This window comes from Dokdonia sp. (assembly GCF_039945015.1).
In the GTDB taxonomy this organism is placed as follows: Bacteria; Bacteroidota; Bacteroidia; order Flavobacteriales; family Flavobacteriaceae; genus Dokdonia.
In genome coordinates this window covers 1-26180 of the sequence record NZ_JBDUXP010000002.1, presented here as the reverse complement: position 1 = coordinate 26180, position 26180 = coordinate 1, and the positions used below count along the sequence as shown (strand labels likewise).

The 26180-nt window shown below is 32.9% G+C and carries 25 protein-coding genes and 1 tRNA gene; 11 read left to right on the top strand and 15 right to left on the bottom strand.

Annotated elements, in window-relative coordinates:
- Window positions 1-9: 9 nt before the first annotated feature.
- Genes ABJD27_RS00190 through hisG form a run of 4 tightly spaced genes read right to left on the bottom strand, consistent with a single transcriptional unit; the run spans window position 10 to window position 4180 of the window.
- Window positions 10-939, bottom strand: coding sequence for a DUF2167 domain-containing protein (locus tag ABJD27_RS00190; protein ID WP_348172827.1), 930 nt, complete (start codon window positions 937-939; stop codon window positions 10-12).
- A 33-nt stretch (window positions 940-972) separates the two neighbouring features.
- The gene (gene hisC / locus ABJD27_RS00185; RefSeq protein ID WP_348172824.1) at window positions 973-2022 is read right to left on the bottom strand and encodes a histidinol-phosphate transaminase; all 1050 of its coding nucleotides are present in this window, start codon (window positions 2020-2022) and stop codon (window positions 973-975) included.
- Window positions 2023-2030: 8 nt separating this feature from the next.
- Complete coding sequence (gene hisD, locus ABJD27_RS00180) at window positions 2031-3320, bottom strand: histidinol dehydrogenase (protein ID WP_348172821.1); 1290 nt, start codon at window positions 3318-3320, stop codon at window positions 2031-2033.
- The gene (hisG, locus tag ABJD27_RS00175) at window positions 3320-4180 is read right to left on the bottom strand and encodes an ATP phosphoribosyltransferase (protein ID WP_348172818.1); all 861 of its coding nucleotides are present in this window, start codon (window positions 4178-4180) and stop codon (window positions 3320-3322) included. Before hisG ends, hisD begins: the two co-directional genes overlap by 1 nt.
- Window positions 4181-4466: 286 nt before the next feature.
- Here hisG and ABJD27_RS00170 point away from each other — a divergent pair, with 286 nt between their 5' ends.
- Window positions 4467-5225: an OmpA family protein gene (locus tag ABJD27_RS00170; RefSeq protein WP_348172815.1), complete on the top strand. Its 759-nt coding sequence runs from the start codon at window positions 4467-4469 to the stop codon at window positions 5223-5225.
- 4 nt (window positions 5226-5229) lie between these two features.
- A complete protein-coding gene (locus ABJD27_RS00165) occupies window positions 5230-5847 on the top strand; it encodes a hypothetical protein (RefSeq protein WP_348172812.1) in 618 nt (205 codons plus the stop codon).
- A gap of 298 nt (window positions 5848-6145) precedes the next feature.
- On the opposite strand, the gene rpsA is transcribed toward ABJD27_RS00165, so the two are convergent.
- The gene (gene rpsA, locus ABJD27_RS00160; protein ID WP_348172809.1) at window positions 6146-7978 is read right to left on the bottom strand and encodes a 30S ribosomal protein S1; all 1833 of its coding nucleotides are present in this window, start codon (window positions 7976-7978) and stop codon (window positions 6146-6148) included.
- Window positions 7979-8263: 285 nt separating this feature from the next.
- On the opposite strand from rpsA, the gene ABJD27_RS00155 reads away from it, so the two are divergent.
- The 4 genes from ABJD27_RS00155 (at window position 8264) to ABJD27_RS00140 (ending at window position 11204) form a co-directional block, all read left to right on the top strand.
- The gene (locus ABJD27_RS00155) at window positions 8264-8614 is read left to right on the top strand and encodes a MauE/DoxX family redox-associated membrane protein (protein ID WP_348172806.1); all 351 of its coding nucleotides are present in this window, start codon (window positions 8264-8266) and stop codon (window positions 8612-8614) included.
- 5 nt (window positions 8615-8619) lie between these two features.
- A complete protein-coding gene (locus ABJD27_RS00150) occupies window positions 8620-9093 on the top strand; it encodes a hypothetical protein (RefSeq protein WP_348172803.1) in 474 nt (157 codons plus the stop codon).
- Window position 9094: 1 nt separating this feature from the next.
- Complete coding sequence (locus ABJD27_RS00145) at window positions 9095-9697, top strand: alpha-ketoglutarate-dependent dioxygenase AlkB (protein WP_348172800.1); 603 nt, start codon at window positions 9095-9097, stop codon at window positions 9695-9697.
- A 634-nt stretch (window positions 9698-10331) separates the two neighbouring features.
- Window positions 10332-11204: an AraC family transcriptional regulator gene (locus ABJD27_RS00140; RefSeq protein WP_348172797.1), complete on the top strand. Its 873-nt coding sequence runs from the start codon at window positions 10332-10334 to the stop codon at window positions 11202-11204.
- Window positions 11205-11217: 13 nt separating this feature from the next.
- On the opposite strand, the gene ABJD27_RS00135 is transcribed toward ABJD27_RS00140, so the two are convergent.
- Entirely contained in the window at window positions 11218-11994 is a 777-nt protein-coding gene (locus ABJD27_RS00135; RefSeq protein ID WP_348172794.1) for a S1/P1 nuclease, read from the bottom strand.
- 128 nt (window positions 11995-12122) lie between these two features.
- Here ABJD27_RS00135 and ABJD27_RS00130 point away from each other — a divergent pair, with 128 nt between their 5' ends.
- Genes ABJD27_RS00130 through ABJD27_RS00110 form a run of 5 tightly spaced genes read left to right on the top strand, consistent with a single transcriptional unit; the run spans window position 12123 to window position 19310 of the window.
- Complete coding sequence (locus ABJD27_RS00130; protein WP_348172791.1) at window positions 12123-13055, top strand: alpha/beta hydrolase; 933 nt, start codon at window positions 12123-12125, stop codon at window positions 13053-13055.
- A 54-nt stretch (window positions 13056-13109) separates the two neighbouring features.
- Window positions 13110-15008, top strand: a complete 1899-nt coding sequence (locus ABJD27_RS00125; RefSeq protein ID WP_348172788.1) for a peptidase M61 — start codon at window positions 13110-13112, stop codon at window positions 15006-15008.
- 41 nt (window positions 15009-15049) lie between these two features.
- Window positions 15050-17242, top strand: a complete 2193-nt coding sequence (locus tag ABJD27_RS00120; protein ID WP_348172785.1) for a DUF5916 domain-containing protein — start codon at window positions 15050-15052, stop codon at window positions 17240-17242.
- A gap of 60 nt (window positions 17243-17302) precedes the next feature.
- Entirely contained in the window at window positions 17303-18553 is a 1251-nt protein-coding gene (locus ABJD27_RS00115) for a DUF819 family protein (RefSeq protein ID WP_348172782.1), read from the top strand.
- Between the two features lie 49 nt (window positions 18554-18602).
- Window positions 18603-19310, top strand: coding sequence for a DUF4369 domain-containing protein (locus ABJD27_RS00110; protein ID WP_348172779.1), 708 nt, complete (start codon window positions 18603-18605; stop codon window positions 19308-19310).
- Between the two features lie 746 nt (window positions 19311-20056).
- On the opposite strand, the gene ABJD27_RS00105 is transcribed toward ABJD27_RS00110, so the two are convergent.
- From ABJD27_RS00105 to ABJD27_RS00065, 9 genes are all read right to left on the bottom strand, one after another.
- Window positions 20057-20686: a hypothetical protein gene (locus tag ABJD27_RS00105; protein WP_348172776.1), complete on the bottom strand. Its 630-nt coding sequence runs from the start codon at window positions 20684-20686 to the stop codon at window positions 20057-20059.
- Between the two features lie 467 nt (window positions 20687-21153).
- Window positions 21154-21227: transfer RNA gene (locus tag ABJD27_RS00100), tRNA-Thr, on the bottom strand.
- Between the two features lie 59 nt (window positions 21228-21286).
- Window positions 21287-21553 (bottom strand): hypothetical protein, encoded by a 267-nt coding sequence (locus tag ABJD27_RS00095; protein WP_348172773.1) that lies wholly within the window; start codon window positions 21551-21553, stop codon window positions 21287-21289.
- A 42-nt stretch (window positions 21554-21595) separates the two neighbouring features.
- Window positions 21596-22570: a type I phosphomannose isomerase catalytic subunit gene (locus ABJD27_RS00090; protein WP_348172771.1), complete on the bottom strand. Its 975-nt coding sequence runs from the start codon at window positions 22568-22570 to the stop codon at window positions 21596-21598.
- Window positions 22563-23024 (bottom strand): peroxiredoxin, encoded by a 462-nt coding sequence (locus ABJD27_RS00085; RefSeq protein WP_348172768.1) that lies wholly within the window; start codon window positions 23022-23024, stop codon window positions 22563-22565. The genes ABJD27_RS00090 and ABJD27_RS00085 overlap by 8 nt, the downstream gene beginning before the upstream one ends.
- Window positions 23025-23435 carry a 6-carboxytetrahydropterin synthase gene (locus ABJD27_RS00080; protein ID WP_348172766.1) on the bottom strand — a complete coding sequence of 137 codons (411 nt, stop codon included), beginning with the start codon at window positions 23433-23435 and terminating at the stop codon, window positions 23025-23027. It lies immediately after the preceding gene.
- A complete protein-coding gene (idi, locus tag ABJD27_RS00075; protein ID WP_348172764.1) occupies window positions 23432-23950 on the bottom strand; it encodes an isopentenyl-diphosphate Delta-isomerase in 519 nt (172 codons plus the stop codon). Before idi ends, ABJD27_RS00080 begins: the two co-directional genes overlap by 4 nt.
- Before the next feature lie 86 nt (window positions 23951-24036).
- Entirely contained in the window at window positions 24037-25971 is a 1935-nt protein-coding gene (locus tag ABJD27_RS00070) for an OmpA family protein (protein WP_348172761.1), read from the bottom strand.
- Window positions 25972-25982: 11 nt separating this feature from the next.
- On the bottom strand, window positions 25983-26180 hold a 198-nt coding region (locus ABJD27_RS00065), incomplete at its 5' end, for a type IX secretion system membrane protein PorP/SprF (RefSeq protein WP_348169572.1).

Here is a 26180-nt window from a genome sequence, read left to right as displayed (position 1 = left end):
CGTATTCTATTAAGCTTCCTTACTTCCAAAGATCTTTTTACGTAACCCTCCAAATACAGCGATAGCTCCGATAGCAATAAACTTCCAGAACTTTGCAATCAAGGCAAAAAATCCTGCTTTTGCTAGTACTTTTCCTGCAATAAGCCCTCCAATTCCGTAGGCAGCAACTTCATCTATGTCTGGATTAAAATCTGAATATTGGTTTCCTGCATTAAAGGTAGTACTGGTTAATATAGGGTCAATGTTTTGTTGTACATCGGATAGAACAGACATATCTCCTATAACATTAAGAGTAATAAACCCTTTACGCCCTAACACTCTTATGTTATAATTAAGTGTATTCGTATCATATCCATCAAACTTAAGCTCTTTTGCCCAGTGTAATTTGTGATTTTCTTTATCATAAAATGGAGGAGCTGCCCACCCAACTAGATTTGCTGTAGGGTATCCTAACTTTTCAAGTTCAATATTATTTGCAATAGCATCCTCTTGCATTTCTTCTAATAGATCATCATAATCAAGGTCTTCTGCATCTTCATCCTCGATGTATCCCTCTTCAGAATAAGAAATTTCAATAGCATATGTTGCATCTATAGGACTTTCGTCTTCTTTAATTAATAATCCTAATGTAGATGCGTCTTCTGGATTTCCCCAAACATCAGACATGATATAGTTTGCCTGTTCTTTTTCTAGGAATTTATATCCTTCAGGGACATCTATAACAGCTAAGCCTCCGTCTAGACTTATTTTTCCATATTTATAATTCATTGCAGACTCCACACTATCTGCATATACTCGGTATTGTTCTAGTTGTTGTAAGTCTTCTTCTGTAAGTTGAATTTCAGTTTCGGTATCATTTTCAGATTGATCTTGCGCTCTACTTACAAATGGCATGAATGTAAAAGCAATAATGGTGATGATGGTTAATGTTGTTTTCATAAAAAAAAATAATTTATTTAGTAATTACGGTTTTCAAGATAAGCTTTTTAAAGCCTTTATTAAGATTGTAGTTTCGTCTGATGTTCCTATTGTAAATCTCAATGTGTTATGACAAAGAGGTTGTGTACTTCTGTTTCTTACAACAATGCCTTTTTCTATTAATTGCTGGTATCGCTTGTCTGCATTATCTACTCTTATTAGTAAAAAATTTGCGTCTGATGGAAATATTTTCACAACATAATTAATATCAAGTAATTCTTTACATAAAATACTCTTAATCTCTAGTATTGAATATATTTCATTATCAACAATATCTCGTTTTGTAATATGATTTATTGCTTTTTCCTGTGTAAGTTTGTTTACATTATAGGGTGGTTTTATCTTTGTAAGAAGACGTATAATCTCAGTAGATGCAAATGCCATTCCTAGTCGAATTCCCGCCATACCATATGCTTTTGATAAGGTTTGAATCACGATAATATTAGGATATTTTGCCATTCTTTTTGTCCAACTTTCTGAATCTGCAAAATCAATATAGGCTTCATCTATTACAACAAGCCCATGAAAACGTGTCCCTATTTCTTCTATACTTTTTTGAGCTATAAGGTTCCCGGTAGGATTATTAGGGGAGCATAAAAAAATGATTTTTGTATGTACATCTACCTGCTCAAAGATTGCTTTTATATCCGGCTGAAAATCTTTTGTAAGTAGCACTTCCCTATTTTCTATATCATTTGTATTTGACAAGACCTTATACATTCCGTAGGTAGGTGGTAAGCTTATAATATTGTCTTTTCCTGGCACACAAAAAGCTCTAAAAATAAGATCTAGCACCTCATCGCTACCATTCCCTAATAGTAATTGCTCTTTTGACACCTCTTTTTGGGAGGCCAACAAATCCTTTAATTTCCCCTGTTGTGGATCTGGATACCTATTTACACCATTATTAAAAGGATTTTCATTGGCATCTAGAAATACCATTGCTTTATCAAAATCTGTAAACTCATCTCTCGCCGAGCTATACGCAGACATACGTGCAACATTAGGTCTTACAAGTGCATAAAGGTCAAATTGTTTTTTCATAATAGTCATTAACGATTATTTATACTATCAAGCCTTAATGTCACAGCATTCTTGTGTGCTTCCAATCCTTCGGCAGTTGCCATGACCTCTATCGCTTTTCCTATATTTTTAATCCCTTCTTCTGTAATTTTCTGAAAAGTCATACTCTTCATAAAACTATCAAGATTAACACCACTATATTGCTTTGCATATCCATTTGTAGGCAAGGTATGGTTTGTTCCTGATGCATAATCTCCTGCACTTTCCGGAGTATAATTCCCTATAAAGACAGAGCCTGCATTCTGAATGCCTTGTACATAAAAGTCTTCATCTTCTACACAAATGATAAAATGTTCAGGGCCATACTCATTAATTAGTGATAATGCTATTACATCATTTTCTACATAAATTAACTTGCTATTATCTATGGCCTTTTGAGCTATACGCTTTCGCGAAAGCGTACTAATCTGCTTTTCAACTTCTGTTTCTACATTATCTATAAAATCACGTGACGTAGATACTAAAATCACTTGACTGTCTACTCCATGCTCTGCTTGACTTAATAAATCTGAAGCCACAAATGCAGCATCTGCCGATTGATCTGCAACGATTAAAAGTTCTGATGGACCAGCAGGCATATCGATTGCAATTCCATGTTTTGTTGCTAGTTGTTTTGCTACGGTTACAAATTGATTCCCTGGTCCAAATATTTTATATACATTCGGAATCGTTTCTGTGCCAAAAGTCATAGCCGCAATGGCTTGAATCCCTCCTACTTTATAGATTTTTGTAACGCCACACAACTGTGCCGCATAGAGTATTGCAGGGTTTATCAACCCATCCTTTGAAGGAGGTGTACATAATACAATATCGGTACATCCAGCTAATTTTGCAGGAACTGCTAGCATAAGTATTGTAGAAAACAATGGTGCTGTTCCTCCTGGAATATATAAACCAACTTTTTGAATAGGTCTTTTTTCTTGCCAGCAAGAAACTCCCTTCATCGTTTCTACAGAAATACGTTCTGTTTGTTGTGCTTTATGGAAGGTTTCTATATTCTTTTTTGCGAGTTGGATCGCATCTTTAACCTCTTGAGGAACTACTGTTATTGCATTATTAATCTCATCATTTGATACTTGGACAGTATCTAGTACTACGTTGTCAAAAATTGAGGTGTACTTTGCAACGGCGACATCTCCTTTTTGCTTAATTTCCTTAAAGATATCTGTAACTGCAAGTTCAATATCGGCTACAGATTGGGTAGGTCGTTTTAGAATTTCTTCCCAATCCTTGGTTTCTGGAGTATATACTTTATTCATTATAACACCATTTTTTCGATTGGACATACTAAAATTCCTTCGGCACCAGCCACTTTAAGCTGATCTATGACGTCCCAAAACTGATTTTTATCTATAACACTGTGCAAACTACTCCATCCGTCTTCTGCTAGTGGTAGTACTGTAGGGCTCTGCATTCCTGGTAATATTGCAATAACATTTTCTAGTTTATCATCAGGTACATTCATAAGTACATACCGATTATTACGCCCTTTGAGAACACTCTTTATTCTGAATCGCAATTTTTCTAGTATTTCTTTACGCTCATCAGAGATTTTTGGAGATACGGTAAGTACTGCTTCAGAGGTAAGCATAGTCTCTACCTCTTTTAAGTTGTTTTTAAACAGCGTACTTCCACTAGATACGATATCACAAATACCATCTGCTAGTCCTATATTAGGTGCTATTTCTACAGATCCATTAATAATATGTAACTCGACATTTACTCCTTTTTCTTTTAAGTAGCTACGTACCGTATTGGGGTATGAGGTCGCAATACGTTTTCCTTCAAAATCCTGAACCGATGTATAATCTTCATTTTTAGGAATCGCCAAGGACACACGGCATTTTGAAAATCCAAGACGCTCAACAATCTGTAAGTCTTCGCCTTTTTCTATTAATGTATTTTCTCCTAAAATAGCGATATCAATAATTCCATCCCTTAAGTACTGAGGGATGTCGCCATTACGGAGATAAAAAATCTCTAATGGAAAATCACGAGCCGTTGTTTTTAATTGATCTGCTCCATTATCAATAGAGATCCCACAATTTTTAAGCAATTCTAATGATTTTTCATTAAGCCTACCTGATTTTTGGACTGCAATTCTAATTTTGGTATTCATTTTTCTTTTTCTTTTTTATGCTTAAATTATTCAAAACAAAAAACCCGCTTGAATAACTCAAACGGGTTTTGATATATAGTATGTATACACATCATCTTACCTCGCTCAAGCGATAGAAGTAAAAATGATGATGATGTATAGTATTGTTTTGCATAACTGACACAAAAGTATTCTATTTTTTGTTAAAAACAAGTGTATAACCCAATTTAATCTTTACTTAACACTAAAAAAGTTTTCATTAGATTTGATATGAAATCTCTTACAATATTTTGGGGTAAAACAGTAAATGAAAGGTTTTTTGGGGACATTTTTTATATTTCTTTTGTGGGCTTCGGCTGGAATATACTATACACACATTAAAGAAAGCAGAAAAACTGCTATCTCCCCTATGGTGGATACTCAACAAAAAACTGATTTTAACAGAGAAAACACCACTAATTTTGAAGAAGTAAAAAAGTTTGAATTACCTCCCGAGAATAGTACAAATACTGTAGAAAACGATTCTATAGATAAAGATTCACTCGTAGATAAAATTACATATGATATCATTGAAAACTTATCTCTCACAGAAGGTTCCAGTTTAGACTCTCAATCACTAGCAGATGAAATAAAAAAATCTATTGCGATAAGCGATACTATAGATATTGACAAAGACGAGCCAGAAGTTGTATATAAAGATGAAAAAACGCACACTAATAAATCAAGTACCCCAAGTCGAGTTTTTTACCCTAGTTATTCAAATTCTGACTTAATTCTAGATAAAGAACTGGTTGTTTATGCAACAGAGCTTAAAAAAATATTAAAAGAAAATCCAAGCAAAAAAGTAACCATCATAGGACATACAGACAATGTAGGAAATGCTGAAGATAATTTTAGAATAGGATTAAAAAAATCAAGACAAATAAAATGGTATCTTACAGCACGTAGAGGTATCCAAAGATCCAAAATAACTGCAATTTCTAGAGGAGAATTAACCCCTATAGAAGAAAACTCAAGTATCTGGGGGCGTAAAAAAAATAATAGAATTGAGATCATTGTTGATTAATAACATGCTAGAAACTCAAGAAACCATATCTATTCCCGTAGCTTATGTAGAGATTTTTGTCATGATGCTTGGTGCTTTTATTATTGGATACACTGGGGCTACATTCTACGAACGTTTTAAAAATAAAAAAACGAAAACGAAAGAAGAGGAAGATATACATCTCCTCAAAAAAGAAATCCAAGAACTAAAAGAAGAGAACGAACAGCAAAATAGAAAGCTGACATACCGCAAAGACAGAATGGATCAAGAGTATGAGCAAGTTAATTTTCAAAAAAGAGCTTTCTCAGAAGAGGTGTTAACAAAAAAAACTGATGCTATCGCTACGAAGATTAATTTTGAACGCATAGGGTATGCTTCAATAGAAATTAAAGATGATCTTCAAAAAATAACTGGTATAGGCCCATACACAGAAACAAAACTTAATGATTTAGGTATTTATACTTTTAGTCAGATAAGTAATTTTTCTGATGAGGATATCGCAACTATCACAAAACTAATTAAGTTCTTTCCTGATCGTATTAAAAATGACCACTGGGTTTCTAAAGCACAACAACTTAAATTTGAAGCTTCTCAACAGTCTGACACTTCTGACGATGTAAAAAAAAAGATGACTAAGGTCTAACAACCCTTTCCTTTCCTTTCCTTCCCTTTCCTTTCCTTCATCTCACGTCATAAGCACTATACCTCTTCTATTATTACATTACACCCATGTGTTGTCTAGCAATAAGGAATTTTAAAGGCACATAAAACGGTATATTCATTTAAGCCTCTCAATAAACATTTCATTTTGAATAGCGTATAAAAGTCATTATAGTTAGTATTTAGAAATCTATAAACAAAAAATAAACCCATCAAGAGCGTATCTTGATGGGTTTTATAAAGTTAAGGTGAATACCTATTCTTAGATTATAAGAATAGTATTATGATTTACCTTCCATTTTTGCTTTAAGAGCAGCAAGAGCGTTATTTGCATCCCCTAATGTAGGTTTTGCTTCATCAGCTTGTGCTTTTGCTTTCTTAGCTGCTTGCTTAACGATTTTTGCTTCATCTTCTTTATGGATTACCATATGAGATGCAACAACACGTTTGAAGTCTTTATTGAATTCAATTACTTGGAATTCTGCTTCTTCTCCTTTTCCTAGTTTTACACCATCTTCTTTTTCAAGGTGACGTGTAGGTACAAATGCAGTGATATCCTCATTAAAAGTTACTGTCGCACCTTTATCAACGATTTCTGCTATAGAAGCTGTGTGTTTTGTTCCAACACCAAAGTCAGCTTCATATTTATCCCAAGGATTTTCTTCAATTTGCTTATGTCCAAGGCTTAATTTACGACCATCTACATCTAGCTCTAGAACAACTACTTCTAGTTTATCACCTACAGCGCAGAATTCAGACGGATGCTTCACTTTCTTAGTCCAAGAAAGGTCAGAGATATAAATTAATCCATCGATACCTTCTTCTAATTCTAAGAATACACCAAAGTTTGTAAAGTTACGTACAACACCTTCGTGACGTGAACCTACAGGGTATTTTGATGTGATATCTGTCCATGGATCTGGAGCAAGTTGTTTGATACCAAGACTCATCTTACGATCTTCACGATCTAAAGTAAGAACAACAGCATCTACCTCATCTCCAACTTTTACAAAATCTTGTGCACTACGTAAATGCGTACTCCAAGACATTTCAGAAACGTGGATTAATCCTTCTACTCCTTCTTCTACTTCGATAAATGCACCGTAATCTGCAATAACAACTACTTTACCTTTTACTTTATCTCCGATTTTAAGAGTTTCACTTAATGCATCCCAAGGGTGCTTAGAAAGTTGCTTAAGACCTAATTGGATACGTGTTTTATCTTCATCAAAATCAAGAATTACTACATTTAATTTCTGATCAAGTTCAACGATTTCATTCGGGTGGTTGATACGAGACCAAGAAAGGTCTGTAATATGGATAAGTCCATCAACACCTCCAAGATCAACAAATACACCGTATGAAGTAACGTTTTTAACAACACCTTCAAGTACTTGTCCTTTCTCAAGCTGCCCGATAATCTCTTTTTTCTGCTCTTCGATATCTGCTTCGATAAGTGCTTTATGAGATACAACAACGTTTTTAAATTCATGATTGATTTTTACAACCTTGAATTCCATAGTTTTATTTACATACTGATCGTAATCACGGATAGGCTTAACGTCTATTTGTGATCCTGGTAAGAATGCTTCGATTCCAAAAACGTCAACGATCATTCCTCCTTTTGTACGTGCTTTTACAAACCCGTTTACGATAGTACCTTCGTCGTGAGCTGCATTTACACGATCCCAAGCTTTAATCACACGAGCTTTACGGTGTGATAATACTAGTTGACCTGTTGCGTCTTCACGTACATCTATAAGTACTTCTACTTTGTCTCCTTCTTTAAGATCTGGATTGTAACGGAACTCATTAAGAGAGATTACACCTTCAGACTTAGCATTAATGTCAATGATAGCATCACGATCTGTAATATTAATTACAGTTCCTTCTACTACTTCATCATTAAGCGTATCTACAAAATTCTTTGCTACAAGAGCTTCAAATTCTTCAAGTTGCTTATCATCTACAACATCAATACCTTCTTCGTATTTTTCCCAGTTAAAGTCTTTAAGAAATTGTTCTGGATTTGCTTGAGCAGGAGATTGCTCAACTTTTGGTGCTGCTACTACAGCTTCTTCCTGAACTTCAGGATTTTTAGTTTCTTCAGCCATTTGCTAAAAAGTTACACCAGTTTAGAATTAATATTCTTTACTGATGGGTTTTTGTATTTTACGCTTTCGCGAAAGCTCTCTAAACCTCAAAACCGTAAAAGTGGTTTTATATATTTGATTTAAATCTTCCTGGTGGCTTTCTAATGGTTACCAAAAAGGAGTGCAAAAGTACGTATTGTTTTCTGATTTTCAAAGGGGTTTTAATAGAATATCAAACAACAAATCAAGATCGTTTCTATACATTATATATAGTAACTTTATAAAATCATTTAAATTCATCTTATTATGGCCTTATGGCATCTCTACCTTATGTCTTTTATGTACATCTTTATAGGATGTATGCACTTTTTAAAACCCAAGGCATTTTTAAGCATAATGCCTAGGTATATTCCTGCTGGCAAAACAATGGTGTATCTAAGTGGTATGGCAGAAGTTGGACTAGGAATTGCTTTGTGTTTTGACCAAACAAGGTCATATGCGATATGGGCAATTATCTGTATGTTAACAGTTTTTCTAGTAGTACATTGGTATATGATTGTAGACAAAAAGTTTCATAAAAAATTTCCGAAACCTTTATTGTGGTTTCGATTCATTGCTCAATTTGGTCTTATGTATTGGGCATATTTTTATCTTTAGAATTCATGAAAAAAAAGATAGTACTACTTTATTGTTGCTTTTTTCTAGTAGGATGTCCACCTATAAGTCAGGATCCTTATCATTATGTAGGAGCAGATTGCATCCGATCAACTTCATGGAATAGAGCAACGATACAACTCATAGACAAACGAATTATAGATGTAACCTGTACATACTTTAAAGATTATACTCCTAATCGCGGGCAAGGGCTTTTTGCCAAATTAGAATTTCCAGAAAATTTATTTTCTGAAGAAGAGTTAGATGATATTAAAATAGTATCTAGTACTTTAGGGAAGTTCTCAAGAGTTTCAGGGCAACCTGATGTATATGAAGGGAAGGCAAGTTATAATTGGTATAAAGAAATAACAGACACTGTCCCAGAATTAAAATATAAACGTAGAGATCTAAAATCTGATACTATTACCATTATTATATCTAATACAACTTTATCTTTTACTAGAAAAAAACCTTCAAGATAATATGTCATTATTTCCTAAAGAACCGCAACACCTTCATTTACCAGGAGCAGATGTTATATATTACCCTGAGTTTTTGTCTCAATCAATGGCTTCGGCATATTATACTACGCTCTATCATGAGACACCTTGGCAACAAGATGATATTAAAGTGTTTGGAAAGGTATATCCCCAACCTAGACTTACTGCATTGTATGGGAATAATAAACTACCATACTCCTACTCCAATATAACGATGCATCCTCTTGAGTTTACTTTCGCTTTAAGCGAAATTAAAAACAGCGTTGAGACTCTTGTGAAATCTGAATTTACTACTTGTCTTCTCAATTTATATCGTGATGGAAAAGATAGTAATGGATGGCATTCTGATGATGAGAAGGAATTAGGAAAAAACCCCACTATTGCCTCAGTAAGTTTGGGCGCTAGCAGGGTTTTTAAATTTAGGGATAAAAAGGCTAAATCTTCTGTTCATTCTATGCTACTAGAGCACGGAAGTTTATTACTTATGAAAAATGCTACCCAGCATAACTGGCAACACCAAGTACCAAAGACTTTAAAAATGGTGGAACCAAGAATAAATCTTACATTCCGAATGGTTTTGGGGTGAAAGCCATTTAATGATAAAGATCTAGAACGAAGTAATGTTTATAGTGTATTAGGGTGTACGCTATTTCCAGTATGATCCTCGCTCCAGATCGTCTATAGTGTATATATTATTTCATATATACCATGGGGATCTAGTTATTACAAGTAGCCAAAATTCTTATATTCACATATAGCTATTCTATTTATAAACAACCATATAGATAATAATGTGTCATCAAAATACAAGTCATACAATCTGGTATGCACTTATGATATTGTTGTATTCTAATCGAAACTCTAAAAGAGTAAAAAGAGGTGTTATTTGGTAGGAAAAATTATTATTTAACAAATTGATGTTTGCTACATTTGATTCTAAGTTGGGTATGTATTAACCATATCTCACTATAACATATAATCACTATACAAGGATAAGAATCAGATAATAAGTTTTACAACTAAATGTGACAACACCTCTAATCTCATGAAAATCACTTTATTAACCGGGGCAAAAATATACTAAGCACGCATAGTATTTCTTGTATATTTTTTATAATAAATTGTACAAAATTCGTAACTTACTGATAATTAACATTGCTATAACATTTTTGTAAGAAAAAGGAATCACTAAATAATTGTAAAAAATTAATACTATTATCATGAAAAGTTTTAGTTTACATGATACATTCCTTATCAAACAATTTGCAAAGACTGGTGTTTATAGAGATTCTGAACATAGAAATTACTTTGAAATTATTTTTATAGAAGAAGGAAAAGGCAAACATTATATTAATGAATTTATTGTTTCCTATGAAAAAGGAGATATTTTCTTGGTCGCTCCAGAAGACAAACATCATTTTGAAATTGAGCGAGAAACTCTTTTTTGCTATTTTCAGTTTACAGAATTACTTTTTTCTAGTAAAATGAATCTTCCTGATAGATCCTACTGGCTACATCGTATTGAAAGAATTATACATCACCCAAATTTATTACCAGGAGATATTATAAAAGAGGAGCACGATAGAAATCTTATTTGGCATATTCATGAAGTTATAAATCAAGAATACATCAATGAAAAAGAGTTCTACAAGCATAATATTTCTAATATGGTTAGTACGATATTAAGTGTTATTGCCAGAAATATTACTAGAGATTTTGAAGTTATTCCAGAAAAATTAAATAAAGATATCCCTACTACTATAGATCAAATATTATCATATATCCGACAACATGTTTATGAAACGGATCTTATGAAAGTAAGTTCACTTGCCTCACATTTTAATATGACAAATAGTGCTTTAAGTTTATATTTTAAAAAGAAAACTGGTGAATCTATACATCATTATATACTCATGTATAAATTACATCTTATTAAATATAGATTGAAAAATACTGACTTCACAGTATCAGAAATTGCATATCAACTAGGTTTTACTGACGAGAGTCATCTTACGCGTATATTTAAAAAGTACAATGATATGACACCAAAAAAATATAAAACAATGATATTACAGGAGAGTAATAGTCTTTAATATATTACTACTATTACCCAAACAACTCATTAAGTAAACCTGCAAGTCGTATTCCTCCTTTTTGTAATTGAGTACGTAAAGGATTGAAATATTTATACATATATCCATACCCTAGTTTTTCTCCTTTCTTTGTATTTTCATAAATATCTTTAACGAGTACTCGACTATCTTCCATCCAATCTTGAACGGTGCCTTTTTGTAATACTTTCACTTGTTTTTTTGAAAGTCTAGGCATTGTAGTAGCAAGTTCTGAATAAGACATATTATAATGTTCTATCATTTGTGTATCCCATACTCTATGCAAGTTTGTACCGTCTCTAAACCATTGTACTTGAAAATCATTTCCTCCTTTATCCTCTCCTATCCCAGTATGTAATGGTTGATGTAGATCTCCTATAAAATGAATAAGCATTTTAAGGTAAAACGCCTTATCCTCTTTTAAACTATTTTCATCTTTAATAACTTCGATACAGGTTGCTATTCCTTGTATAATATCACCTCTATCATTTTTAGAATGTGTATTATACGATTTATCAAATGGGATATTAACATAGTGCCAAGGACCATAAGAACGATATGCTTTATCACTCTTTACTTCATCGGCATATGTAGATACAATAGCTAAAGATTGTCCGTTGAGAAGTTTTGCTATTTCTTTTTTTGCTTTTTTAGAAAGATACTGCTCTGCTATAGCTCCAGTAGTACGATGTCCTGTTTTACCCCAATCAAAATTAGTAGCGTAAAATGATGAACTAGAAATTAAAAACAGTATTAAAAATAGATATCTCATTATGTATTTTTTTACAAAAATACAATGAAATAAGACAGAAACTGTTATAGTAGTAGTAAGAATGAATAGGTTTTTACCTAAGCATAATCCGTACCTTTACATCAATATTCGATTTTAATATGTACTCTATGAATCATATACCCTCAATAATCATTACATTTTTAATCTCTTTTATATCTATAGCACAAGAGACTCCTATTGAGAGAGATATAAAAGTAAACTCCTATGTATATGGGACGTTATTACAACCCCGAGAAGGAGCAGAAACCTTAGTTATTATTATTCCTGGATCTGGTCCTGTAGATAGAGATGGTAATCAACAATTAACTCGTAATAATGCTTTACGCATACTTGCAGAAAAATTAACTTCTAATGGTATTGCTACATTTAGGTATGATAAACGAGTGCTTACACTATTAAAACAACGAGCTTTAGAAGAAGATAAATTACGCTTTGATGATTTTATAGATGATGCTGTTTCTGCTATAAATTATTTTACACGTCGTGGTACATATACAAACATATATATTATAGGTCATAATCAAGGATCACTTGTAGGAATGATTGCTTCTCAAAAAACGAATGTAACAGGTTTTATTTCGTTAGCAGGTTCTGGTCAAACAATCGATCAGAGTATTTTGAGTCAGATAGAATTGCAAATGCCTGATCTTAAAGACAAAGCAGAAGAAGCATTTATACAATTAAAAGAAAATGGAAAAGTAAAGAAATATAGTCCTGCTTTATCTTCTATTTTTAGACCTGACACACAACCATTTATGGCTAGTTGGATGCAATATGACCCTAAAAAAGAAATTCAGAAACTTCAGATACCTATATTAATAGTCTCTGGAACAAATGATATTCAGGTAGATATTCAAGAAGCAAAGGCTTTAAAAGAAGTGAAGGCAGATGCCTCTCTTATTTTTATAGATAATATGAATCACGTATTAAGAATTATAGAAGGAGATGATACTATTGAAAATACAAAATCTTATAATGAACCTCATCGTCCTATTTCTTCAAAACTCATAACAACCATAGTCGATTTTATTATTAAATAAATATCTCTTTCTGTTTCCGTACTTTTACATTCTTAATTATTTATTGATTCATACATGAAAAAATTAGTATTTTACTCTATTCTTATTGCTTTTATTATAAGTTGTGATTCTACAAAAAATATTGTTTCTACAACAACAAATTCAACTGTACAAGTTGCTATTGATTTAGTAAATATAACAGATGATAAAGTCAATGTGCGTATTCAACCTGGTACAATAACAACAGATATGATCACATTCTATCTGCCAGAAACGGTTCCGGGCACATATACTGATTCTGATTATGGAGCATATATAGAGAATGTACAAGTCTTCTCTAAGAGTGGATCATTGTTAAAAGTACAACAGACCTCTACAAATACTTGGGATATACAAAACGCTACACAAATTGGATATATTCAATACGAAGTAAATGACACATATGATATAGAGAGTGAACATGATATATTTTCTCCAGCGGGTACTAATTTTAAAGTTGAAGAACAATTTATGCTTAATCTTCATGGGCTGATTGGGTATATTCAAAATCAAGAAGAATATTCATATAATATTGATATACATAGACCTACGGCTATTGAAGCCACAACATCTTTACCAAAACAAACAAATCTAACGTATACAAAAGCTACTTTTGAAAATCCTCAATCTATAGATAGTTATGAAGCAAAGCGTTATTTTGAAGTGATTGATAATCCTATCATGTATAATGCTCCAAATAAAGAAGTATTTGACATCGGAGGGATTACAATAGAAGTAAGTGTATATAGTCCATCTGGCACTGTAAAAGCATCACAATTAAGAGCCAATATCGAGCAAATGATGAAAGCTCAAAAAACATATTTAGGAGCCATGGATGCTACAGATCGTTATAGTATTCTATTATATCTAAGTACAGTAGGTCCAGAAGATGCTCAAGGTTTTGGAGCGTTAGAACATCATAAATCTACAGTTGTTGTTCTTCCTGAAGCAATGCCACGAGATGCCATGGATGGTGCCATCGTGGATGTAGTGGCTCATGAATTTTTTCATATCGTAACCCCTCTCAATTTACACTCTACAGAAATTCATAAATTTAAATATAATGATCCAAAAATGAGTCAACATTTATGGATGTATGAAGGTATTACAGAATATTTTGCACAACACTTCCAAGTACAACAAGGGCTTGTAAATAATGCGGAATTTTACAATACCATTGTAAGTAAGATAACTAATTCAAAAAGTTATAATGATTCATTATCATTTACAAAAATGAGTGAAAACATACTAGAAGAGCCTTATGCTTCTAACTTTGGAAATGTATATGAAAAAGGTGCACTTATAGCTATGTGTATCGATATTTTAATAAGGGAAAATAGTAATGGAGAAAGAGGTATTCTAAGTCTTATGAAAGAACTTACTGATCGCTATGGAGCAAATCGTCCCTTTGAAGATACTGCTATTATTCCACAGATTACAGCTATGACATACCCTGCTGTCGGTGATTTTTTTGAAAAACATGTCATAGGAACTATGCCTATTAATTACAGTGCCTTTTTTGACAAGGTTGGTTTGGAATATAATTCATACAAAGTACCAACTGGATATTTTATAGATGTAGATTCTCGTACTCCATATATAGATGGATCTCAAGCTGAGAATACTGTTTTTATTAGACAAGGCATAGAGCTTCATACTTTTTTTAAAGACATGAATATACAAGGAGGAGATGTCATTAAAAAAATAAATGATAAAACATATGATTTATCAAATGTATATGATCTTATAGGAAATTCAAATAATTGGAAAGAAGGAGATGCTATAACGATGGTTATAGAAAGAGATGGTGAAGAAATGACACTATCTGGGAATGTATCTACCCCTCTTATCAATAAACCAAGTCTAATTGAATTACAATATCTTGTTGAAGGCCCTGAATTAAGGCTCCGCAAGAGTTGGTTAAAAGGATCATAAAAAGGCTTTTTTTAAATTCTATTCCTACTATATTTGTGAACATGCTTAGAAAACTATTCTTTCTATTTGTATTACATATTAGTATAACATCTTTTGCTCAAGAGAAGGAAGTCTTTGTAAAATATATAGATACCCCTATAGAAATAGATGGAACTCTAAATGAATCCGTTTGGAATCAAGTAGAACCAGCAAAAAATTTCTGGCAATATTTCCCGAGTGATACTGTACAAGCAGAAAATCAAACTGAGATTCGATTTTTATATGATGACCAAAAATTATATGTAGGCATAAAAATTTATGCACAAGGGGATGATTATATTGTTCCATCATTACGTCGTGATTTTAGAGCTGGCGGGAGTGACAACATCACTTTAATGTTTGATACTTTTAATGATGGAGCAAATGCATTTCTTTTTGGATCAAATCCAGAAGGTGTTTTGCGAGAAGCTCTTGTATCTGGCGGAGGAACTGATTTAAGAGGTTTTACAACCAGTTGGGATACAAAGTGGGTAGGTGAAACTAAAAAGTACGAAGGGTATTATATCTGTGAATGGGCCATTCCTTTTTCTGCTTTTAAATTTCGCGAAGGCGAAACCAGATGGCGTTTTAATTCATATCAATTTGACACACAAGGAAACGAGCGAAATACTTGGATACAAATTCCACAAAGTCAGTTTATTTTTAATTTAGCATATATGGGTGACATGGTTTTTGAAAAACCATTAGGGAGTCCTCGTAGTCCTATATCAATCATTCCATATGTAAATGGATTAGTAGGCAAAGACTTTGAAACAGATGAAGAAACCACAGATTTTAAAGTAGGTGGTGATGCAAAATTTACCATAGGAAATAGTCTTAATTTAGACGTAACTATAAACCCAGATTTTTCACAGGTAGAAGTAGATAATGTCATTACGAATTTGAGTCGTTTTGAAGTAAATTTACCAGAACGGCGTCAATTTTTTATCGAAAATAATGACCTATTTGCAAATTTTGGAGATTCACGTGCCGCAAACCCTTTCTTCTCTAGACGCATAGGCATTGCCACAGATATAGATGGAAATTCTACACAAAATGATATTCTTGCAGGTGCTCGATTAAGTGGTAAACTCAATAATAATTTTAGAATTGGTTTACTTAATATACAAACAGCAAATGATGCTCAACAAGAGATTGCTGGAAATAACAACACTGTTGTAGCCTTACAACATAAAGTATTTAGTCGTTCTAACATTGGGGTTATTTTTGTAAATCGACAAAATACTAGTAATGAGACTTTTGTTACTCCTGATGAGGAATATAATAGGCTCATAGGTATAGATTACAACTTAGCAAATAAAGATAACAGCTGGAACGGAAAGTTTTTCTTACACAAATCTTTTACTCCTAATACGACTAGTAATGACTTTTCAGGAGGGGTGCGTTTAGAATACAATCGTAATAACTGGCGTATTCTTACATCTAATATTTTTGTAGGTGATAATTTTAATTCTGATTTAGGTTTTATTCCTCGTAAAGATATTCTCAGATCTTTTAATAGAATAGAGCGTCTTATTTTTCCAAAAAAAGGAAAAATAAACAGACATATTTTCTCTTTAGGGACTTTCTTTATTTTTCGTCCAGAATTAGATTTTCAAAAAGCAGATCACACTTTTGCTCCTCGCTGGCAAGCTGAATTTAAAAACACAAGTAATCTTAGTTTTACTGGACGTTCTAGATATACTTTCTTATTTGATGGATTTGACCCTTCACGTTCTGATGGAATTGAGCTTGCTGCAAATACTGAGTATTATTATGAAAGTGTAGAAGCAGAATATAGATCGGACATGCGTAGTGTATTTTCTTATAATCTAAATACAACATACGGAGAGTTTTTTAATGGAGACTTACTCACCTTACAAGGAGGAATAAACCTAAGATTACAACCACACTTGGTTATTGGGCTAAATGCTCGTTATGACAATATAGATTTACCTGATCCTTTTTCAGATAATGATATCTGGTTAATTAGTCCTCGTGTAGAAGTGACCTTTAGTAAATCATTATTCTGGAATACACTCATTCAGTATAGTTCTTTGCAAGATAACTTAGGTATTAACTCTAGGTTACAATGGCGTTTTGCGCCTCTCTCAGACCTTTTCCTAGTCTATAATGACAATTACTTTACAGATACTGTTTTTGCACCTCGTGTACGTTCTCTTAATTTAAAGGTGACCTACTGGTTATATTTATAAGTAGTATATTGTAGGTCTGAGTACGCTTTCGCGAAAGCGTACCAACACTAACTATCATTTATGGAAGAACACGTATTTTTTACAAACGACGCTATCGTTTTTGGACTTCTAGCTGTGGCGCTAGCAGGAGTATTTTATACATCAAGTCAAAAGTCTGGGTTTTGGCATAAATTTTACAAAATAATCCCAGCTCTTTTATTGTGCTACTTATTACCAGCCATATTTAATTCTTTAGGTTTAATAAGTGATAGTACATCTCAACTTTATTATGTAGCATCTAGATATTTATTACCCGCTTCATTAGTTTTAATGACACTTAGTATTAACTTAAAAGCCATTGCAAATTTAGGCGTTAAGGCATTGGTTATGTTTTTTACAGGAACAATAGGAATCATCATTGGAGGCCCTATTGCTATATTATTAATTTCGGCTGTATCTCCAGAAACTGTTGGAGGCGCAGGTCCAGATGCAATTTGGCGAGGGTTATCCACGCTAGCAGGTAGTTGGATTGGTGGGGGTGCAAATCAAGCAGCTATGTTAGAAATTTATCAATACAATCCTGAAAAATATGGAGGAATGGTACTTGTAGATATCGTTGTTGCAAATTTATGGATGGCTATTTTACTACTAGGTATAGGCAAATCAAATCGAATTGATAAATGGCTTAAAGCAGATAATACAGCTATTACAGAATTAAAAGAAAAAGTATCTTCATTTGCTGAAAGTGTAAAACGAAATCCAAGTTTATCAGATTTAATGATTATGATGGGTATTGCATTTGGTGCGGTAGGAATTGCTCATTGGGGAGCCGATGGTATGGCTGCTCTTTTTGAAAACATTCCTAAAGACTCTGCTATGGCATCTTTTGGATCAAAGTTTTTCTGGATGGTTACCATAGCAACTCTTATTGGTATTCTTCTATCGTTTACAAAAGCAAAAAATTATGAAGGCGCTGGCGCTAGTAAAATAGGAAGTGTATTTATATATATTCTTGTGGCAACCATCGGAATGAAAATGGACTTGACAACTATTTTTGAAAATCCTGGACTTATTGCTATAGGTGTTGTATGGATGACTATACACGCTGGGCTTCTTATTCTTGTTGCAAAATTAATTAAAGCTCCTTTTTTCTTCCTCGCAGTAGGAAGTCAAGCCAATGTTGGCGGTGCTGCCTCTGCCCCTGTTGTAGCTGCCGAGTTTCATCCTTCACTAGCAAGTGTAGGTGTTTTACTAGCTGTCTTTGGATATGTCGTAGGAACCTATGGAGCAATATTGTGTACAATTTTAATGGAAATGGCTTCTGCAAGCTAGCTTTTCAAAGAAAATAATAGCATCTTTGCTATCTAATTAAACCATTTTGATGAGAAGAATTTGTGCTTTCATTCTATGTACTTGCTTATTAGTCGCTTGTTCAGAAACAGAAAATTTTAAAGTTTCAGGAACCGTAAAAGGACTTAAAAAAGGAACGATCTATTTACAACGTATCCAAGATACAATCCTTGTAAATATAGATTCTTTAGTGGTAGATGGTGATCCTGAATTTGAGTTTGGTGTCAACCTTGAAGAACCAGAGGTATTGTATTTACATCTAGACAAGATAGATGCATCTGGATATGATGATCGTATTTTATTCTTTGCGGAGCCTGGTGAGATGAATATCACAACTTCTCTTAAAAATTTTGAAGGTTTTGCCGCTGTTATAGGTTCTGAAAATCAAATGCGATGGATCGAATTTCAAAAAATGAATCAAAAATTTAATGATAAAAACCTTGACCTTATTAAAGGATCGTATGAAGCTCAAATTGCAGGTGATCAAGACGAAATCTTAAAATATGACGATTCATTACAACGCTTATTAACAACAAAATATAGGTATACAGGTCAATTTGCATCTACAAATGCAGAATTAGAAATGGCTCCTTTTCTTATTTTAAGTCAAATTCCTGATGCAAATGTGACATACTTAGACACTATCTATAATAGATTCCCAAATAAAATACGACGTTCTAAATATGGAAAACAACTTAAAAAACTTATCCAAGAACGCAAAGAAGCTGAAAAAGAATAAAATTTATTTCTATATATCTTAAAAAAACATCCAACTACTTATAAATAGTTGGATGTTTTTTTTATTCATATCCCTAAAGAAAAAGGGCAAAAATCCAATATAACAAATTCGATTTTTATTACTCTTTTAACTAAATTTACTTAGTAAATCACCTATATACTAAACTAGTAAGCTCTTTTAATCATTACACTTTCACGTTTACACATTATAATAATTTCTATGTATTTATTTCAAGTAATTTGATAAGCAAGTACAATTTACCTAAAAAGTACTTACTAAAATAACATACGTAGAATACAATTATCTGATACCGTAAATAACGAGTATACTATATCAATAAAGACATAAATCTGAGTGCCTTTAAATATTCAGGGATATTAATACTTTATTATTATGAAAAAATTAATGAATCTTAAAAGGAGCAAATACTCATAGTTCTCTCGAACAAAAGGAAATTAAAGGAGGTAAAGAATCTATCCTAGAAAGCCTAAAATCACATTATGCAGATTATATATGACCACAGGATCAACTGTGCTTTTACCTATAAATACAACTCTTGGGAATCTTATCATTGCAAGACTCTATAGGGATTCAAAATGCAGGTTAACTATACTTCTATCAATGTTAATGATTTTACACTGTATCTAGACTAGTCGTCCTAAAAAGTAAATTCCCCATCTAATTTAATTAGATAGGGAATTCCTAGTTGGTTGGGTTAGTTTGTCTTTGTAAAAAATTAATGATGTCTAGTCTATTCTTACAAAGCCGTTTAAAATCTTTTCACAGTCCTCAATATACGACTTTAAAAGTCCCTGAGATGTGTATGTTATAAATTGTACAGTACCCTCTGAACTTGAATAATAATATCCATAGTATGTAAACTTAATTCCTTGTAATGTACCATTTAATTGTAAGAATAGTACTTTTTGTCCATTTACGGTTCTATATTCTTCTTGAATGACTTCTAAATCTGGTGCCGCAGCTCTCCCATTCTCTAATGCAATTTCTTTTAAGTTCTCAATAGGAATCTCTAGTCTTTCTGCGATGATCATTCCATATAAGTCTTCTCCTTTTAATTGTAACTCATACTCTGCTTCTGGATTATCCTTTGCTTTTTGAAAACTCCACTCTGTAGGATCTAGCCAAACACCTACACCTACATTTTTACTCTTAAGAAGGAATGTAGCATCATCACTTTTAAAAAATGGTTCTGTATTTACGGGAACTATATTTGCAATTTCATCCTTTTGATTTGCATATTTCCAAGTACCATTTTCATAAAGTAATACTTCATCTCCTACTTCTGTAACTGCTTTTTGTTGTGCATAAAGCGTAGAAGTTATGATACAAATAAATGCAAAAAATAGTATTCTCATATGTAAATTAATCACTAGTGTTAAGGAAATGCTAATTAATGAAAAAAAAATGACTTATGTAACACGCAGTATCAAGTAGTTATGTTTCACTTATTAACTATAATAAGCAAATGCAATATTTTATACTATGTATATCTCTTTATATAGTTCTTTAGAAACAACCATATCCCATAAAAGATGTTATTATTATAAAAATAGGTTTTTGGTTTTGTGCTGTAGTTACGACCCTATTCTAAAAGCATGCTATAAATCACATTCATAGTAAAAGCTTATGGAGTTGCGTAGGAACGACCTTTATTTAAAAAAACACTGTAATAATGTAAGCCAATGGGACTGCGTAGGAACGACCTTCATTTTAAAAGGGTGCTGCAAGCTACCCTTTTAAAATGAAGGTCACCCACAGATGGTCGTTAGGGATTGGTATAAAAACAAAAAACCTTCCAATTATGGAAGGTTTTTTTACAAAGAGCCGATGGAGGGACTCGAACCCACGACCTGCTGATTACAAATCAGCTGCTCTAGCCAGCTGAGCTACATCGGCATTGCGGGGGCAAATATATAATAGTTAGTACCATATTTGCAACCCCTTTTATACTTTTTTTATAAAGCGTTGATACGCTCTACCAAAGCAGTTGCTTTATCTTGCAATTCTGTACGAACAGTTTTGATATGCGCCTTACGATTTTCTACTTTTCGGTCGTTTACCTTTGCTATTAATTCGTCAAAAGTTGCAATAGCATCATCTATAATTGCTTCACTTTTTGTAGCGTCTGTTTTAGGATTCAATGCTTCATGTACATATACCGCATCAATAATATCGCCTAACACAAAGTTCAGGTCTTTCTTTAAATCTCTAAGATTTGCCATAATAATTTATTTGAATGCAAAATTAAGATAAATTATATCTATTTAAAGGTAAACTTCAAGAAATTTAGCATCAATTCCTTGAATGACACATTCTGTACAATCTGCAGGAATTAGTAGTGTCTCCCCTATCTCAAGCACTTCTGTTATATTATCAAAAGTATAAGTCATATTGCCAGAAACCATCATAAGAACTGTAAAACTATCTGTACGGTCAACTTTATGAGAAGAAGTGGCTAATTGTACAATATCGGTCTTAAAGTAGGCACCATGTTTGAGTACTTGTGCTCCTACTTTCTCTTTATCATAAGAGAGTATATAATCGTCAGGGTTTGTAAAATTTAAAGCACTACGTGCATGATCTATATGTAAGTCACGCAAACTCCCATCCTGTTGTTTTCTATTATAATCAAAAACTCTATAGGTAATATCTGATGTTTGTTGAATCTCGGCAAGTACAATCCCTTTTCCTATCGCATGGATAAGACCTGCACTTATAAAAAAAGAATCTCCTTCTTGTACATCAATATATTGAAGATGATCATTTACTGTTGTATTTGCTACACAAGTGTCAAATTGCTCTAATGTCATTTTATCTTTAAACCCAATAATAAGCTGTGCTCCTGAATCGGCTTTAAGGATATACCACATTTCGGTTTTTCCCTTCCCTTTATGCAACTGTGCTGCAAGTACATCATCCGGATGCAACTGAACCGATAAATCGTCGGCTGCATCAATATATTTTATGAGTAATGGAAAACTAGTTCCAAAACGTTCTACGACTGATGTTCCTAATATCGCTTTCGCGAAAGCGGTTACCACCTCCCCTAACTCTTTTCCTTTTAATGATCCATTTGTAATGATACTCTGATTTTCTGGTAAGTCAACAATCTCCCAACTTTCGCCGAAAGGCATATCATCATGAGTTTTATTAAGATATGTTTTTAGAGCATTTCCTCCCCAAATTTTCTCTTTCAGAATCGGTTGAAACCGAAGTGGGTACCAATCTATATTATTCATTACAAATTTTCTTTACCATGCGAAGTGCTTCTGAAATATGTTTTGAAGCCATCATGTTATTAAATCGCATTCTAATAACACCTTTTTTATCTATTACAAATGTTTCTCGTCCAGGAATGAGTCCCATAAAATTTCCTTGTATACCATACATTTTCTTTATTTTACCTCCTTTATCAGATAACATTGTAAATGGAAGTTCATACTTTTTTGCAAAACGTGCATGTGAAGAAACACTATCTGTACTTATTCCTATTACCATAGCACCTATATCTGTAAATTCTTCAAAATGATCTCTAAAACTGCAAGCTTCTGCAACGCATCCTGGCGTGAAGTTTTTGGGATAAAAATAGATGACGAGTGCTTTTTTTCCAATGTATGAACTTAGATGTACTTCTTGATCATCTTGATTTTTTAAAGAAAAAATAGGAGCGCTATCGCCTTCAGATAGTATCATTTATTCTCCTTTATATACCACAAAGTTACGAGGAGTCTCATATAAAGTAATGGTAAGGTCATACTTTGCACCCAAAACAGGTTTCATTTTATTATAAATAAAAACCGCGATATTCTCTACCGTCGGGTTTACATTTTTAAATTCTTCAACTTCTAGGTTTAGATTTTTATGATCTAAAACGTCTTCTACTTCTGATTTAATAAGATCTTTGACGATTTTTAAATCTATCAAGTATCCAGTTTTGGGATCAATTTCTCCCGTAATCCCTACAATGAGCTCATAATTATGTCCATGAAAATGTGGGTTACTACATTTTCCAAATACATTTTCGTTTGTTGCATCATCCCAGTCATTACAATATAATCTGTGTGCGGCATTAAAATGTGCATGTCTATTTACAGTAATTCTCATAATTCTAAATGGGAATAAAATCGTTCAAAAATAATCTTAAACCAAGCGGTGTATTCTTCTGGATGTTCTTGGATATCGTCTTTTACAGCTTCTAGAGGCATCCATTTCCAAGCAGCAACTTCGTCTTCATTAATGAGAGGTTGTCCTTCATAAGATCCAACAAGGATATGATCTAGTTCATGTTCTGTAAGTCCGTTATCAAATGGGGCCTTATAAATAAAGGATGTTGTCTCTTTAAGAGGAACTACAAATCCCATTTCTTCTTGGAGCCTTCTGGTTCCTGCAGTTATATTATTCTCTCCTTCACGTTGGTGACTACAACAGGTATTTGTCCATAATCCTGGAGAATGATATTTATGTAATGCTCTCTGTTGAAGCATGAGTTCATTCTTATCATTAAAAATAAAAACAGAGAAGGCGCGATGAAGGATTGCTTTTTCATGGGCTTCCATTTTGGGCATTAATCCTATCTGATTATCCTGTTCATCTACCAGGATGACTAATTCTTCTTTCATATTCAGTGTAAAAATACAAAATAGCTATTGATTATATAAAAAAAGCGCTCTTAATAGAGCGCTTTTTAAAACAGTTATTTTATATTTTAAAGATCGTCTGGTATAATAAATTCACTACGTCTATTAAGTTGATGATCGGCTTCACTACATGGTACATCATTTACACATGTATTAATAGGGTCTGATTCTCCATAACCTCTACCTGTTAAACGTGAAGAATCTACTCCATGTTCTATAAGCCATTGTATAGTAGATTTATTTCTTCTTTCTGACAGATCTTGATTATAAGCATCATTACCTCTACTATCTGTATGTGATCTTACATCTATATGTACCGTTGGGTATTTTTCCATAAAGACAAGCACTTTTGCTAGCTCTACAGTCGCATCATCTCTAATATAATCTTCATCAAAATCAAAAAGGATATCAAGAATTTCTATAGGAGATGGTACTTCTTTTTCTAATTGTAATAATTCTTCGAGTTCTGCAGATGTAGGTGGTATTGTTACAATTATCTCTGCAGATTTATATCCATCTTTTTCAGCTCTTAGTACCATTACTTTATCACAACTAGGATCAAAAGTAAATGCTGCACTACTATTTGTTACTGAAGATCTAAATACATTTTTATTTGTATCAGATAGTGTAACTATAGCTTCACTTATTTTTTCTCCTGTATATTTATCTGTCACCAATCCTTTTAATACTATATCACAAGGCGCTGGAGGTGGAGGTGGATTGCGTTCTAACATATAGATATCATCATTACCAGCTTCATTAGATCTATTTGATGATAGGAATCCTTTATTTGCTGCATGATTGATTACAAATGCAAAATCATCGGTTGGTGTATTTACAGATTCACCAAGGTTTACAATAGTACTTACTTCACCATTATCCCCGAGTGTTGTTCTAAAAAGATCAAGCCCTCCTAAACCTACATGTCCATTAGAAGTAAAGTATAAATCGTTTTCATCACATATATATGGATATGACTCTCTTCCTTCTGTATTGATCTTATTTCCTAGATTTACAGCGGCACTATATGTCCCATCGGCTAGAATATTTACATACCATAAATCGGCTCCACCAAAAGTACCTGGCATATCTGAAGAAAAATATAAACGTTTACCATCTAGGCTCAATGCTGGATGCGCAATTGTATAATTATCGCTAGAAAATGGTAATTCTACTATTTCTCCCCATTTATCATTTTCAATTTTAATAGCTCTATAAATTTTTAATCTATTTATACCATCTACATCATCTCTATACACGCCATTATTATAATTATTACGTGTAAAGTATACTGTATCTCCACTCTTTGTAAAAGTAGGTGTACTCTCATGGAAAGGACCATTAATCTTTTTACTAAACTTCTTAACGTCTCTAGACGTAGCGCCATTTTCAGAGACATCTTCTAATGACACTTCATAGAGGTCTAAAAATGGTTGTCCATTCCACTTATGTATTCTTTTTACAAAACCACCTGTGTCTTTTGCAGATGAAAAGATAAGTTTATCATTATATAATGCTGGACCAAAATCAGAGTATTCAGAATTTATAGAAACATTAGTTACTTTATAAGTGTCTTTATATTTATGAATTTCTGTAAGATAATCTGGTGCTTTTTTAAAGAGTTGCGCTCTTTTGTCATTCTCATAGAGTTCTTTAAATCGAGTCATTATCTCGTCAGAACGTTTATAGTTCTTTACTCCTTTGAGTGAGATCGCATATCTAAAATATGTTTCTGCATCTACACTCTCGCTAAATTTGTCTAATAGTTTTCCATACCAAATCTGAGCATCTTCATAAGATGCATTTAAGTAATAACTATCACCTAATTGTTTGTATAAACTTGCAGATTCATATCCTTTGTCTGCAACCTTTTGAAATATTTCTTGTACTTCTTTATAATTATATTTTGCAAAGTCTTTATTTCCTCTAGAAATTTTACTTTGTTGGGCTGTTGTAATGACCGGGGTAGATAAAATAAGTAAGAGAATAAAGTATTTTTTCATGATGCTGTGTGTTAGAAGAATCTAGGTGTCAATAACCTATCATATTCGTTAAATAGTTCAAATCGTAAGAAAACTTCAAAACTTCCATCATTAAATGTGGTATCTCCTAAATCTGTAGTCTCTCTATCATAAGCAATACCTATAAGCATACTATCAGAAACTTGAAAACCAGCAAGACCACTAAAGGCAGCACTCCATCTATAAGCTGC